General features: G+C 74.6%; 11 protein-coding genes. 7 read left to right on the forward strand and 4 right to left on the reverse strand.

What is annotated here, in order from left to right:
* Window positions 1–45: 45 nt before the first annotated feature.
* Window positions 46–684 (reverse strand): 3-oxoacid CoA-transferase subunit B, encoded by a 639-nt coding sequence (locus L6241_RS08045; RefSeq protein WP_368245671.1) that lies wholly within the window; start codon window positions 682–684, stop codon window positions 46–48.
* Window position 685: 1 nt separating this feature from the next.
* Window positions 686–1,507 carry a CoA transferase subunit A gene (locus tag L6241_RS08050; RefSeq protein ID WP_251718601.1) on the reverse strand — a complete coding sequence of 274 codons (822 nt, stop codon included), beginning with the start codon at window positions 1,505–1,507 and terminating at the stop codon, window positions 686–688.
* A gap of 269 nt (window positions 1,508–1,776) precedes the next feature.
* Between L6241_RS08050 and L6241_RS08055 the strand changes: the two genes are divergently transcribed.
* Window positions 1,777–3,348 carry a peptidoglycan-binding protein gene (locus L6241_RS08055; protein ID WP_368245672.1) on the forward strand — a complete coding sequence of 524 codons (1,572 nt, stop codon included), beginning with the start codon at window positions 1,777–1,779 and terminating at the stop codon, window positions 3,346–3,348.
* Window positions 3,349–3,385: 37 nt separating this feature from the next.
* On the opposite strand, the gene L6241_RS08060 is transcribed toward L6241_RS08055, so the two are convergent.
* Window positions 3,386–4,126, reverse strand: coding sequence for a TIGR03089 family protein (locus tag L6241_RS08060; RefSeq protein ID WP_368245673.1), 741 nt, complete (start codon window positions 4,124–4,126; stop codon window positions 3,386–3,388).
* A gap of 50 nt (window positions 4,127–4,176) precedes the next feature.
* Between L6241_RS08060 and L6241_RS08065 the strand changes: the two genes are divergently transcribed.
* From L6241_RS08065 to L6241_RS08090, 6 genes are all read left to right on the forward strand, one after another.
* Window positions 4,177–6,318 carry a hypothetical protein gene (locus tag L6241_RS08065; protein ID WP_368245675.1) on the forward strand — a complete coding sequence of 714 codons (2,142 nt, stop codon included), beginning with the start codon at window positions 4,177–4,179 and terminating at the stop codon, window positions 6,316–6,318.
* 73 nt (window positions 6,319–6,391) lie between these two features.
* Window positions 6,392–7,483: a glycosyltransferase family 2 protein gene (locus tag L6241_RS08070; RefSeq protein ID WP_225212872.1), complete on the forward strand. Its 1,092-nt coding sequence runs from the start codon at window positions 6,392–6,394 to the stop codon at window positions 7,481–7,483.
* 3 nt (window positions 7,484–7,486) lie between these two features.
* Window positions 7,487–9,403, forward strand: a complete 1,917-nt coding sequence (locus L6241_RS08075; protein WP_368245676.1) for a glycosyltransferase — start codon at window positions 7,487–7,489, stop codon at window positions 9,401–9,403.
* A complete protein-coding gene (locus tag L6241_RS08080; RefSeq protein ID WP_368245677.1) occupies window positions 9,400–10,434 on the forward strand; it encodes a lysylphosphatidylglycerol synthase domain-containing protein in 1,035 nt (344 codons plus the stop codon). Before L6241_RS08075 ends, L6241_RS08080 begins: the two co-directional genes overlap by 4 nt.
* Entirely contained in the window at window positions 10,427–11,314 is an 888-nt protein-coding gene (locus L6241_RS08085) for a methyltransferase domain-containing protein (RefSeq protein WP_368245678.1), read from the forward strand. The genes L6241_RS08080 and L6241_RS08085 overlap by 8 nt, the downstream gene beginning before the upstream one ends.
* A 2-nt stretch (window positions 11,315–11,316) precedes the next feature.
* Complete coding sequence (locus tag L6241_RS08090; protein WP_229300720.1) at window positions 11,317–12,234, forward strand: DNA-3-methyladenine glycosylase; 918 nt, start codon at window positions 11,317–11,319, stop codon at window positions 12,232–12,234.
* A gap of 119 nt (window positions 12,235–12,353) precedes the next feature.
* Here the strand turns inward: L6241_RS08090 and L6241_RS08095 are convergent, their stop codons facing one another.
* A complete protein-coding gene (locus L6241_RS08095; protein ID WP_368245679.1) occupies window positions 12,354–13,253 on the reverse strand; it encodes a 2-phospho-L-lactate transferase CofD family protein in 900 nt (299 codons plus the stop codon).
* Window positions 13,254–13,382: the final 129 nt, after the last annotated feature.

Consider the following 13,382-nt stretch of genomic DNA (forward strand, 5'->3'; position numbering starts at 1 on the left):
TGGGTGTCTCGAGGCTCCTTCGTCGCACCTCGACCGGCGAGGGGGTCAGCCCTCGAGGTCGAAGGTCAGCGCCACGCCCGTCTTGTCCTGTAGGTCCGTGGGGGAGATGTCGAAGAGCTCGCGCACGACAACGCCGTCCTCGGTGAGGTCCATGACGGCGAGGTCGGTGATGACCCGCTGCACGACGCCCTTGCCGGTGAGCGGCAGGTCGCACTCGGCGACGATCTTGTGCGAGCCGTCCTTGGCGACGTGCTCCATGAGGACGATGACCTTGCGGGCCCCGTGGACGAGGTCCATCGCGCCGCCCATGCCCTTGACCATCTTGCCGGGGATCATCCAGTTGGCGATGTCGCCGTTGGCCGCGACCTGCATGGCACCGAGGATCGCCGCGTCGACCTTGCCGCCGCGGATCATCCCGAAGGACGTCGCGGAGTCGAAGATGCTCGCCCCCTTGCGCAGGGTGACCGTCTCCTTGCCCGCGTTGATGAGATCGGGGTCGACGGCGTCCTCGGCGGGGTAGGCCCCGACGCCGAGGATGCCGTTCTCGGACTGCAGGACGATCTCGACGTCGTCGGGCACGTAGTTCGGCACGAGCGTGGGCAGCCCGATGCCGAGGTTGACGTAGTCGCCGTCGGCGAGCTCCTGGGCGGCACGTGCGGCCATCTGCACACGGGTCAACGGCATCTCAGGCCTCCTGCGTCGTGGGGGTGGGGGTGACCGTGCGCTTCTCGATGCGCTTGTCGGCGGCCTGCTCGGCCGTCAGCGGCAGCACCCGCTGGACGTAGATGCCCGGCAGGTGCACCTCGTCGGGGTCGAGCTCGCCGGGCTCGACGAGCTCCTCGACCTCGGCGATCGTCAGCCGGCCGGCCATGGCGCACAGCGGGTTGAAGTTGCGCGAGCTCGTGCGGAAGACGAGGTTGCCGTGGCGGTCGCCCTTCCAGGCGCGCACGAGGGCGAAGTCGGTCGAGATCGCCTCCTCGAGGACGAACTCGTGCTCCTCGACCCGGCGGCCGTCCTCGGCCTCGGCGTCGCGGCTCGTCACGGCGAAGGGGCGCACCTCCTTGGGCGGCGAGGCGAGGGCGATGCCGCCCTCGGCGTCGTAGCGCCACGGCAGACCGCCGTCGGCGATCTGCGTGCCGACCCCGGTGCGCGTGTAGAAGGCGGCGATCCCGGCGCCACCGGCCCGCAGCTTCTCCGCGAGCGTGCCCTGAGGGGTGAGCTCGACCTCGAGCTCGCCGGAGAGGTACTGGCGGGCGAACTCCTTGTTCTCCCCGACGTAGGAGGAGGTCATCCGGTCGATCTGGCCACCGGCGAGGAGCAGGCCCAGCCCCCAGTCGTCGACGCCGCAGTTGTTGCTCACGCAGCGCAGGTGCTTCACCCCCGTCCGTCGCAGCTCGGCGATGAGCACGCTCGGGATGCCGCACAACCCGAACCCGCCCACGGCCAGGGAGGCGCCGTCACGGATCCCGTCGACGGCCTCGGCAGCAGTGGAGACGACCTTGTCCATGGCGCCAGGCTAGTGGCCCTCGACGGACGGTCCCGGGCAGGGCGCGGGCCCGACGGGCCGGGCAGCAGTGTCCTCCCGCAGCACCGCGCCGTGGGCTCGTCCACGGAACGACAGGGACGTAATTCACCCCGAGGGTCTGGCGCGTCGGGAGTGCGCCGTGAGATATCTGTGCACGTTGTGGCGCCAGGGACCTCTGTGACACCTGATGCCAGACGCCGTTGGGCTCCCCCTGGCCCAGCGGATCTGCCTGCTGAAACGGAGGATCCGGCGTGTCCCTCAGCGCCCGCGTTCTTGGTGCCCTCGTCGTCCCCGCCGTGACCATCCCCGTCATGGCCCCGCTCGCCGCGGCGGACGCCCCGAGGCCGCCCGTCAACAACAACCTGCCCGGTGACCTCGACGTCGCCTCGCCGTACCTGCCCCAGACGGTCTGCGACCCCGTGGCCAAGCCGGGCGTCACCGCCTTCGCCCGTCTGATGTCGCAGCACTACAGCCAGCTCAACTACGGCATCAGCCGCAACTGCAACGCCGGTCTGACGGAGCACTCCGAGGGGCGCGCCCTGGACTGGATGCTCAACAAGAACGACCCCCGCCAGCGCGAGATCGCCGACTCGGTCGTCGCATGGCTCGTCGCCCCCGACGCGCAAGGCCGCCCCGGCGCGATGGCCCGCCGCTTCGGCGTCATGTACATCATCTGGGACCGCAAGATCTGGGGCACGTACAACATGGGCGTCGGCTGGCGCCCGTACTACGGGTCGAGCCCGCACACCGACCACATCCACTTCTCCTTCAGCTGGGACGGCGCGATGCAGCGCACGTCGTGGTGGACGGGCAAGGCGTGGACGAGCGTCACGAGCACCCCCGGCGGGTCGAGCGGCACCCCCGTCACACCCCCGGTCGTCACCCCGGACAGCTACCCGACCCTCAAGATCGGCGCGAAGGGGGATGACGTCAAGCTCGCGCAGAAGGTCATCGGCGTCACCGCCGACGGCGCCTTCGGCCCCGCGACGCAGACCGCGCTGCGCCGCTGGCAGTCGGCGCAGTCCATCCCGGTCACGGGTGTGCTCGACACCCGCACGTGGGAACGGATGGTGGCGCTGGGCGAGATCCCCGCGCGCGGCGGCATGGAGAGCCTGGCGAAGTACTTCAAGACCACCCTGCGCCTCGGCTCGACCGGTGAGGCGGTCAAGGCCGCACAGAAGAAGCTGGGGATCACCGCCGACGGCAGCTACGGCGAGAAGACCGCGACCGCGGTGCGCTCCTTCCAGCGCAAGATGACCCTCAAGGTCGACGGGGTCGTCGGCGAGAACGCCTGGCGTGCGCTCGCCGGGCTGCCGTACAAGAAGAACGGCTCGACCCAGACCCCGAAGCCGACGCCGGTCACCCCGACCGTGCGCTCGACGACGGAGTACTCCGGCCTGAAGTCGACGGTCCTGGCCCCCGGCGCCCGCGGTGCCGCGGTGAAGACGCTGCAGCGCGCCCTCGCCATCGGCGTCGACGGCTCCTACGGCGCGGCCACGGAGAAGGCCGTCCGCTCCTTCCAGTGGGCGAGCAAGCTCAAGGTCACCGGCGTCGTCGACGCGAAGACCTGGGACGCGCTCGAGGCCCGCGACTACCCCTTCCTCAAGTACCGCACGACGGTCATCAAGCCCGGCTCGAAGGGGTACGCCGTCACCACCCTGCAGCGCTACCTCGGCGTCCGGGCGGACGGCTCCTACGGGCCGAAGACCGTCGAGGCTGTCAAGGCGCTCCAGGGCCGACGGGGCATGGCCCGCACCGGGGTCGTCGGCGGCATGACGTGGCAGGCCCTCGAGCTCGAGCTGCGCGCCCGCCGCGCCGGCTGACGCACCCCCGCACCACCCACGACGAGGTCGACCCGGCTCAGGCCGGGTCGACCTCGATCTGGTGGTCCACCCCTTCGGCCTGGGCCCGGCGCGCCCGCACCGCGGGGTCGGTGCCGCCGACGTGGACGACGAGAGAGCCTCGCGCGGACCACGCGGCCACGAGCGCGAGGAGGAGGTCCCGCGTGCTCGCCGGGGCGATGTCGACGCGACCGCCCCGGGGCAGGTCCGGCCAGCGCCGGACCGCCGCCTCGACGAGCTCTGCGTAGGTGAGCTCCTCGGTGCCGGTGACGAGCGCGGTGCCGTCGGGCTCGGGCGTCGACCAGGGGGCGAAGAAGTCGCCGTAGCCCGACACGTCGGCCGCCTCGTCGACGACGCCCGGGGGCAGCGAGACGTCGCTCGAGCGGGCGAGCGAGGCGCGGGTGAGGTAGACGCTCGTCGCCGCGTCCGGGCCGGGCAGGGTGTCGCTCACGGCCACCTCGGCGTCGTCGACCTCGACGAGCGAGAGCGTCGCACCGACGGCCCACGTCGCGAGAGCCCAGTAGGCGACGCGCCAGTGCGGCCGGGCGGCGAGCACGACGACCGAGCCGGGGGCGACGTCCCACTCCTCCTGGAGCGCGTTCGCAGCCTTCGAGACCCACTTGTCGAGGACGCGGGCGGACAGCTCGACCCGCTCGCCGGCCGTCGCGCCGGGCAGGTCGTCGTAGCAGGTGATCCGCGGACGGGCCGGGTCGTCGGCCAGGAGAGCGGGCAGGAGGTCGGCGGGGGAGGCGGCTGGCATGGCACCACCGTGCCACGTCGGGTCGAGGTGGTCGGGATACCGTGGCGCGCGTGACTGCCGCCGCGACCGCTCCTGACGACCGCGAGCGGACCGCCTCCCGCACCACGACCGACGCCGGTGCCGTGCTCACCCGCGTGGTGCTCGCCGCGGCCCTGTGGCTCGTCCTCCTCGGCTTCGTCGGCGCGGTCTTCGCCTGGGTCGGGGCCTGGACCCCGCTCGTCGGCGTCGTCACCGCCGTCGTCGCCGCCGCCGCGGCCGTGCGCGGGACCCGTGACCTGCCCGCCGTCGCGATGCCGGCAGCCCCGGCGGCGCTCCTCGTCCTCGCCGTCCTCGCAATCACCGTGTGGACCGGCACGACCCGCAGCGAGCAGGTGCTGCCCCGCCGCGACTCCGCGAGCTACTACCAGGCGACCGAGCAGCTGGCCCGCGAGTCGCGCCGGCCGGTGCCCGTCGACCCTGCCGACATCGGCGGCCCGGAGACCCTCGCGGTGCCGGGGCTGACGCTGGAGTCCCCGGCCTTCTACGAGATCGGCTCGCCGGACGACCCCTCGGTCCAGCCGCAGTTCATGCCCGGCCCCGCCCTGACGTACTCGATCCCCCTTCGTCTCGGCGGGCCGGACCTCGCGATGTGGGCGCCGGCCGTGCTCGCCGGTCCCGCGCTGCTCGGGCTCGGGCTGCTCCTGGCCCTCGGCATCCGGGGCCGGGCCGGCGCCTGGCTCGCCACGCCGGGGGTGCTCCTCGTCGGGGCGTGCTTCCCGTGGCTGCACACCTCGCGCAGCACGTACTCCGAGCCGCTCGCCGCGCTCACCCTCGCCGGCGGCTTCCTCGCCCTGGCCCTCGCGACGCGAGACGACGGCCGCGGGGCCTCCGGTCCGACGGCGGTGCGCGTCGCGCGCACCGCGCTGCTCGCCGGGGTGCTCGTCGGCGGCACGAGCATCGTGCGCATCGACGCCCTGCGCGAGACGATGCTCCTCGTCCCCGTCGCCGCACTGCTCCTCGCGCGCGGCCGCTCGTGGGGGCGGCCGCTGCTCGTCGGCTCCGTCGGGGCGACGCTCGCGGGCTTCGCCGTCGCGGGCGTCATGAGCTGGCGCTACCTCGGCGAGATCGGCGCCTCCCTGCTGCCCCTCGTCGGGCTCGTCGTCCTCATGGGCCTGCTGTGCTGGTACCTGCTGCGCCGCTCGGCGCGCGGCTGGTCGCTGCCGACGCGCCTCACGAAGACCCTGCCGCGCGTGCTCGCGCCGCTCGTCGTCCTCGTCGGCGTCGGTCTCGCGCTGCGCCCGCTCGTCATGACGGTGCGCCAGGACCCGAGCGACCCCGGCGCGACGTACGTCGCGCGGATGCAGGCCGCGCAGGGCCTGCCGGTCGACGGCGGACGCACCTACGCCGAGCACTCCGTCGAGTGGCTGTCGTGGTGGGTGGGCCCGGTGGCCCTCGTCGTCGCCCTCCTCGCGCTCGCCGCCCTGTGGGGGCGGCTGGGCTCGACGTGGGCGAAGGGGGACCCCTACCCGTCGTGGGCCGGCCCGCTCTTCGTCGCGACCGGGTCGAGCCTGCTCACCCTGTGGCGACCCGGCATCACCCCCGACCACCCGTGGGCCGACCGCCGGCTCCTCGTCGTCCTGCCCCTCGTGCTCCTCCTCGTCGTCGTGGCGGCCGCCTGGCTCGGCCGCCGGCTGCTCGCGACTGCCCCGGGGGCCGCGGGCCGGGGGCTGGCCGCAGCGGCCGTCGCGGTCGTCCTCCTCGCCGCCGCCGTCCCCACCGCCGCGGCGACCTGGCCGCACCGCTCCGAGCGCATCGAGCAGGGCGAGCTGGCCGCGGTCGACGCCTACTGCCGTGCCGTGCACGACAGCGGGGCCACGCTCGTGCTCGCGGCGGACGACTGGGCGGTCAACCAGTGGGCCCAGGTGACGCGGGGCATGTGCGACGTGCCGGCCGTCGCCACCCAGGGCCTGCTGCGCGACGACCCGCAGGAGCTGCGGGCCGCCGTCGACGACCTCGCCGAGCGGGTCGAGGCCTCCGGCGGGCGTCTCGTCCTCGTGGCCTCGCGCGGTCCGCAGTCGCTGCCCGAGCTCGGTCTGCCCGCGGGCGAGCTCGTCCTCGACGTCACCGTGCAGGAGGACATGCGCATCCTCGAGGACCGCCCCGACGGGACGACCCCGCTGCCCCTCCAGGTCTGGCTCGCCCCGGCCGGCTGAGCACGGCGGGCCGACCACCCCTTCGGGCACGATGCGGCCCGCCGACCCGGCGGGCGATACCCTCGCTCACGAGATGAGCGAGCACATGCAGGGCCCCGGGCCCACCCCCGTCCCGTCGTCCGACCCGACCGTCCCGGTCCCGCAGCCGGGGCGCAGCGGTGCCGTGCGCGACGACGGGGACCACGTCGTCACGCCGGCCGTCGCCGGTCACCCCGGTCGGCGCAACCCCGTCGTCGAGCACGTCGGGGCCGGCGAGCCGGTCGAGCGCGAGCCGGGCGACCCGCTCGTCACCGTCGTCCTGCCCTGCTACAACGAGGCCGAGCACGTCATGCTCGAGATCGAGCGGATCAGCCGCGTCCTCGACGAGAGCGGGCTGAGCTACGAGCTGCTGTGCATCGACGACGCGTCGACGGACGACACCCTCGAGGTGCTCACCGCCGCGGCCGTGGACTACCCGGCCATCCGCATCCTCGCCTTCCGCCGCAACGGCGGCTCGGGCACCGCGCGTCGCATCGGCACCCAGCAGGCCCGCGGCGAGATCGTCGTGTGGACCGACGCCGACATGACCTACGAGAACGAGCGCATCCCCGAGCTCGTCCAGGTGCTCCTCGACGACCCGTCCTACGACCAGGTCGTCGGCGCGCGCACCACCGAGGAGGGCACCCACAAGTGGGCGCGCGTCCCGGCGAAGTTCGTCATCCGCAAGATCGCCGAGTGGCTCTCGCGCCAGCGGATCCCGGACCTCAACTCCGGTCTGCGGGCGATCCGCCGCTCCGTCGCGCTGCCCTACCTGCGCCTGCTGCCCCCCGGCTTCTCGTGCGTCACGACGATCACGCTGGCCTTCCTCATGAACCAGCACGACATCAAGTACGTCTACACGTCGTACGCGAAGCGGGCCGGCACCTCGAAGTTCAAGTTCTTCAAGGACGCCTACCGCTACATCCTCCAGGTGCTGCGCATGGTCATGTACTTCGACCCGCTGCGGGTGCTCATGCCGCCCGCGCTGTGGCTCGTGCTCATCGGCGGGCTCAAGCTCGTCGTCGACATGGTGCGCCACCCCTTCTACGTCCCGGCGAGCACGATCCTGCTCGTCGTGAGCGGCATCCTCATCGGGTCCCTCGCGCTCATGGCCGACCTGCTCGTCCGCTCGCGCGACGCGGTCTAGCCCGTGAGCGACCAGGCGCGCCTGCGGGTCGCCGTCGTCGGGCCGACCCACCCGTACAAGGGCGGGGTCGCCAGCCACACGACGACGCTCGCCCACGAGCTGAGCGACGCCGGGCACGACGTCCGGCTCGTCTCGTGGCGGCACCTGTACCCGAGCTTCCTCTACCCGGGGGAGCAGTCGGTCCCCGCGGGCGGGGCGCCCGACGTCGAGCCCTTCCCGGGCACCGAGCACTCGCTGTCGTGGGCGCGCCCGGACACGCTCGTGCGGGCCGGTCGTGCGCTGCGCGACGTCGACGTCGTCGTCGTCGTCCACGTCATCCCGCCGGTCGTGCCGCTCCACCTGCTGCTCCTGCGGGCGGCGGGCGCCGGGCGCACGTCGAGCACGGGTCGCGGCCCGCGCAGCGTCGTCATCTGCCACAACGTGCTGCCGCACGAGCCGCACCCCGGCGACGCCGCGATCATGCGCGGGCTCTTCGCCCGCGTCGACGCGGTCGTCGTGCACTCCGGCGAGCAGGCCCGGCTCGCGCGCGAGCTCGGCGCCTCGCACGTCGTCGTCTCCGAGCTGCCCCCGCACCTGCCCGGGGGAGCGCCCGTCGAGCGGCCCGCCCACCGGGGCCCGGCCCGCATCCTTGCCCTCGGGCTGGTGCGCGGCTACAAGGGCATCGACGTCCTCATGCGCGCGATGACCCGGGTGCCGGGCGTGAGCCTCACCGTCGCCGGGGAGATGTGGGGCGACGCGGGCGCGCAGATCCGTGAGCTCGCGCAGGACCCCCGGCTCGCCGGACGGGTCGAGATCCACGGCGGGTACGTGCCCGCCGAGCGGATCGCGCCCCTGCTCGCCGACCACGACGTCCTCGCCCTGACCTACCGCAGCGCGACCGCCTCGCAGAACGTCCTGCTCGCCCACCAGCACGGGCTGCCCGCGCTCGCCTCGCGGGTGGGGACCTTCGCCGAGCAGGTCCGCGACGACGTCGACGGGCTGCTCGTCGCGCCCGACGACGAGGACGCGCTCGTCACCGCTCTCGAGCGCCTCGCCGACCCCGACGAGGTCGAGCGGCTGCGCGCGGGGGTCCGCCCGCCGGACCTCTACGGCCCGTGGGCCCGCTACGTCGGCACCCTCGAGGCGGTCGCCGCCGACGGCGCCGTCGCGATCCCCGACGCCTCCGACGGGCCGGACGAGGCGCCCTCGGCCGCCCCCTTCGCCCGTCGCCTCGGCGCGGTGCGCGACCTCGCCCGGGCGGCCCGGCGCCGCCGGGAGCCGCGCCTGGACCTGCGCGACCGCGACCTGCCCGACTGGGTGCGACCCACCGACGTCCTCGGCGTCGACGACGAGGCCGAGGCGGCCCACGAGCTCGCCGGCTCGCTCGGCCTGCCCGGCCGCGGCGACCGGATCGCCGGCTGGGCCGCGCTCGGCGCGGTCTCGGCGCTGCTGTCCGTCGGCGGCGACACCGCCCGCTCGGCGACGGTCCTCGACTTCTCCGGGCCCGGGTCCCCCTTCGCCCGGTGGGCACGATCGCTCGGCTACGCACCGGTCGAGGTCGAGCTGTCCGGCGGGCGCTCGCCCTTCGACCTGCTCGACCTCGACACGGCCAGCCTCGACGTCATCACCGCCCTGCACCCCGGTGGGGCCGCGGCCGGTGACGTCGACGAGCTCGTCACCGTCGCGTCGTGGGCGCTGCGCGCCCGAGGGATCCTCGTGCTCACCCTCGCGGTCGGCGGCTCCGACGACGACGCGGTCGGGCCCGCGGACCTGCGCGGCGTCATCGCCCGGGCCGACGACGCCGGTCTCGCGCTCGTCGGCGACCTCGACGGCGATCTCACCGCGCGGCTGCGCCGGGCCGCCGACGTCGCCGCGGGCACCTCGGGCCGCGACGCCGAGGACGCCTACGCCGTCGTCCGGCTGACCCTGCGCCGCCGATGAGCGAGCCCGTCGCGCCCGAGCCGGGTGCTGCTGAAGCGGCCGCGCCCGCCACCGAGCCGCCCCCGCCCACCACCCGGTCGAACCGCAAGCGCGTCGTCGACGCCGTGCGCGTCGCCTTCCTCGCCCTCGTCCTCCTCGCGGTCGGGTACGCCCTGACCCGGGGCTGGGACGACGTCTCCGCGTCCTTCCGACGGATCGGCACCGGGTCGCTCGCGCTCGGGCTCGTCCTCGCGCTCGTGTCGCCGGCCCTCACCGTGCTCGGTTGGCGGGTGCTGCTCGCCGACCTCGGCTCACGGCTGCACCTCGCCCCGGCGAGCGGCGTCTTCTTCGTCGGCCAGCTCGGCAAGTACCTGCCCGGCTCGGTGTGGTCGGTCGTCGCCCAGGCCGACATGGCCCGCCGGCTAGGGGTCCCGCGCCGGCGCACCGCCGTGGTCGCGCTCATCACCATCGCGCTGTCGGCGCTGTGCGGCATCGTCGTCGGCCTGCCCGCGCTGCCGGCCCTGCTGACCCGTGGCCAGGCCAACCTGCCGACGTGGTTCCTCGTGCTCGTCGTCGGCGGGCTGCTCGTCGCGCTGTGGCCCCCGGTGCTCAACCGGGCGATCGCCCTGCTCTTCCGCCTCCTGCGCCGTGAGCCGCTCGAGCACGACCTCTCGCTCGCCGCGGTCGCGCTGTCGACGATGTGGTTCACGCTGTCGTGGCTCGCCGGTGGCGCGTCGATCTGGGTCATGGCGACCTCGCTCGCCGACGCCGGCGCCGACCCCGGTCATCTCGCGCTCGTGAGCATCTGCGGCTACCTCCTCGCCGCGGGCATCGGCATGTTCTCCTTCGTCGTGCCCGCTGGTGTCGGCGTGCGTGACGGGGTCCTCGTCGTGCTCCTCGCGACGTCGATGCCGGTCGCCGCGGCGACCGCCGTCGTCGTCGTGGCACGCTTCTACAGCGTCGTCGCCGACGTCGCCTGGGCCGGCATCGGCTGGCTCTGGGCACGTGCGCACCACCTCCTGCCCGACTCGAAGGTTGATACCCATGTCTGACGTCCACCCCGACCGACCCACCGGCACCCCTGCCGCGGAGCCGACCGGCCAGGTGGCCGCACCTCCCGGAGGTCGTCTGCTCGCCGTCGCCAAGCGCGGTGCCGAGCTCGCGCTGTGGGGCCGCGTCGCGGGGCAGCGCCGGCTCGAGGGCCGGCGCGGGGTCGGCGGCGGACGCCCGGCACCGACCTCGGTGGCGCCGACGGCGGTGCTCGGCGACAAGGCGACGTGGGAGCGCGCGACGGCCGAGGCCCGCTCGTTGCGCCTGCCGCTGCACCGCGACCTGCCGAAGAACTGGGACGCCCTCGGAGCCGTCGGCGCGATCCTCTCGCTCGTCGACGACGGCTCGCGCCGGGCGCGCATCATGGACGCGGGCAGCGCCCGGTACTCGCCGGTCCTGCCCTGGCTGCGCCTCTACGGCTTCGGCGAGCAGCCGGAGTCGCTCCTCGGCATCAACCTCGAGTTCGGCGACGTCGTCACGCGCGACGGCGTGGTCTTCCGCTACGGCGACGTCACGGCGACCGGGCTCGAGGACGGGGCGCTCGACGCGATCACGTGCATGTCGGTCATCGAGCACGGGGTCCCCGTCGAGGGCTTCCTCGCCGAGTCCGCCCGGGTGCTGCGCCCCGGCGGCGTCCTCGTCCTGTCCACCGACTACGACCAGAGCCCGCCGGACACGACCGGCAAGCACATCTACGGCTCGCAGGTGCACATCTTCTCGCCGGAGGAGATCCGCGAGCTCGTCGCGACCGCCCGCCGTCACGGCCTCGAGCTCGTCGGCGAGCTGAGCGACGAGCTCCTCGCGCACGACGAGCGGCCCGTGCACTGGACCCGGGTCGACCTCGACTACACCTTCGTCCTGCTGACCTTCCGCAAGATCTGAGCATGACCGCGACCCGGCGCCACCAGCCGCCGGGGCTGGACGCCCCGGTGTCGCTGGACCGCGTGCTCGGGCCCTTCCGCCGGGGCGCCGGCGACCCGACCTCGCGCCGGGTCGGGCGCGACTGGTGGCTCGCCTGGACGACGCCCGACGGCCCCGTCGGGGCTCACCTCGTGCCCGGTGACGAGGTCACCGCTCACGCGTGGGGCGCTGGTGCGCAGTGGTTCCTCGACGCGCTGCCCGATCTGCTCGGCGGGCGCGACGACCCGACGGGATTCGAGCCCCACCACGACCTCGTCGCCGCCGGCTGGCCGTCGTGGTCGGGCTACCGCGTGCCCGCGTCGCGGCTGGTCTTCCAGGTCTTCGTGCCCGCCGTCATCGAGCAACGGGTCACCGGTCGTGAGGCCTTCTCGTCCTACCGCCAGCTCGTCACGCGCTTCGGCGAGCCGGCGCCGGGGCCGGCGGGGGAGCAGGGCATGATCTGCCCGCCGACGGCGTCGGGGTGGGGGAACGTGCCGTCGTGGGCCTGGCTGCAGGCCGGGGTCGAGGGCGCGCGCAGTCGGGTCGTCGTCAACGCCGCGAAGGTCGCCGGCCGGCTCGAGGAGTGCGCCGAGCTCGACCGGGACGCCGCGACCCGCCGGCTCCGGGCGCTGCCCGGCGTCGGGGTCTGGACGACCGCCGAGGTCGCCCAGCGCGCCCTGGGCGACGCCGACGCCGTGTCCTTCGGCGACTACCACCTCGCCCGCAACGTCACGTGGTCGCTCACCGGTCGGATCGGCGACGACGACGAGCTCGCCGAGCTCGTCGCCCCCTACGCCGGGCACCGCTTCCGCGCCTGCCGGATCATCAGCGCCGTCGGGGGAGCACCCCCGCGCCGCGGCCCCCGCCGCTCGCTGCCGACCCACCTCCCGACCCGCTTCTGATCCCCCTTCGCCCGCGAGTCAGGTGACCTCGGGAAGGAAGCTTCGACCTCGGGCAAGAACCGTTCCTTCCCGAGGTCGCACTTTCCCGCCCTGGGCGGGAAAGCTGAGGTGGGGCGCGCTCAGAGGAGGGCGAGGACCTCGGCGGCCAGGGCGAAGGGGGTCGCCGCAGCGGTGGGGACGACGCGCAGCGCGCGGGCGTAGCCCGTCTCGGGCACCGGGGTGACCCAGGCGTCGGCGATGTCGCGGTAGATGCCGGCGGCGGCCGGCCCGGTCGCGGGCAGCCCGGCGACCTCGAGACCGACGAACGCGGTGCCGGGGCCCAGGCGCGGGTCGAGCACGACGACGTCGGCCGAGGTGCCGCGCAGCGCGTCGGACATGCCGGGCACCCCGAGCACCGGGCCGACCTGCAGGACGGGGTCGCCCGGGGCGATGACGACGGCGTCGGCGGAGCGCACGGCGTCGAGGACGCCCGGTGCCGCCGGTGCCCGGTCGAGCCCGGCGACGACGACGCGGGTGGGGGTCGGCTGCCCGGCCATGCCCTCGCGCCACTCCCGCACGTGGACGGCGCTCTGGGGCGCCTCGCCGTCCGGCACGTCGAGGACGACGTGGGTCTCGACGGGCACGTCGGTCACCGGGCGCAGCCGGACGCGGTCGGGCAGGCCCGCGGCGCCGGCGAGACGCGCGAGGACCTCGCTCGGCGTCGCGCCCTGGGCCAGCCACGCGCTGCGGGCCAGGTGGGTCGCCACGGCGGTATCGGGCAGCTCGAGCCAGCCCGGACCCGACCCGGTCTCTCGCAGGCCGTCCTGCACGGTCGTGCCGACGGGCTCGGGACGGCCCGCGAGCGCGTCGAGGACCGCGTCGCTCGTCGCGCTGACGCGCAGGCCGAGCGCGGTGACGTCCTCGGCGGTCGCGACGACGACGTCGACCGCGGTGCTCTCGTCGCGCGCGAGGAGCCCGTCGACGAGGGCAGCGACGACCGGTGCGCTGGTGGGCGAGGGGGCGATGACGACGACGTGCATGGGTCCAGTCTCTCCCGACGCGCGGGGCGCCCAGTACCACGTCGCAGCACCGCGCCGGGCGCTGGAGACCCGCTGCCCGCGCGGATCGACCCGATCCGTGCCGCAGACCCTGGACAGGGGACCGTATAA

Source organism: Janibacter sp. Y6 (genome assembly GCF_040900765.1).
Classification (GTDB): Bacteria; Actinomycetota; Actinomycetes; order Actinomycetales; family Dermatophilaceae; genus Marihabitans; species Marihabitans melonis.

Coding starts and splice junctions, on each gene's coding strand:
- L6241_RS08085 (WP_368245678.1), top strand. CDS start 10,427: ATGTCTGACGTCCACCCCGACCGACCCACCGGCACCCCTGCCGCGGAG.
- L6241_RS08060 (WP_368245673.1), bottom strand. CDS start 4,126: ATGCCAGCCGCCTCCCCCGCCGACCTCCTGCCCGCTCTCCTGGCCGAC.
- L6241_RS08095 (WP_368245679.1), bottom strand. CDS start 13,253: ATGCACGTCGTCGTCATCGCCCCCTCGCCCACCAGCGCACCGGTCGTC.
- L6241_RS08070 (WP_225212872.1), top strand. CDS start 6,392: ATGAGCGAGCACATGCAGGGCCCCGGGCCCACCCCCGTCCCGTCGTCC.
- L6241_RS08045 (WP_368245671.1), bottom strand. CDS start 684: ATGCCGTTGACCCGTGTGCAGATGGCCGCACGTGCCGCCCAGGAGCTC.
- L6241_RS08080 (WP_368245677.1), top strand. CDS start 9,400: ATGAGCGAGCCCGTCGCGCCCGAGCCGGGTGCTGCTGAAGCGGCCGCG.
- L6241_RS08090 (WP_229300720.1), top strand. CDS start 11,317: ATGACCGCGACCCGGCGCCACCAGCCGCCGGGGCTGGACGCCCCGGTG.
- L6241_RS08050 (WP_251718601.1), bottom strand. CDS start 1,507: ATGGACAAGGTCGTCTCCACTGCTGCCGAGGCCGTCGACGGGATCCGT.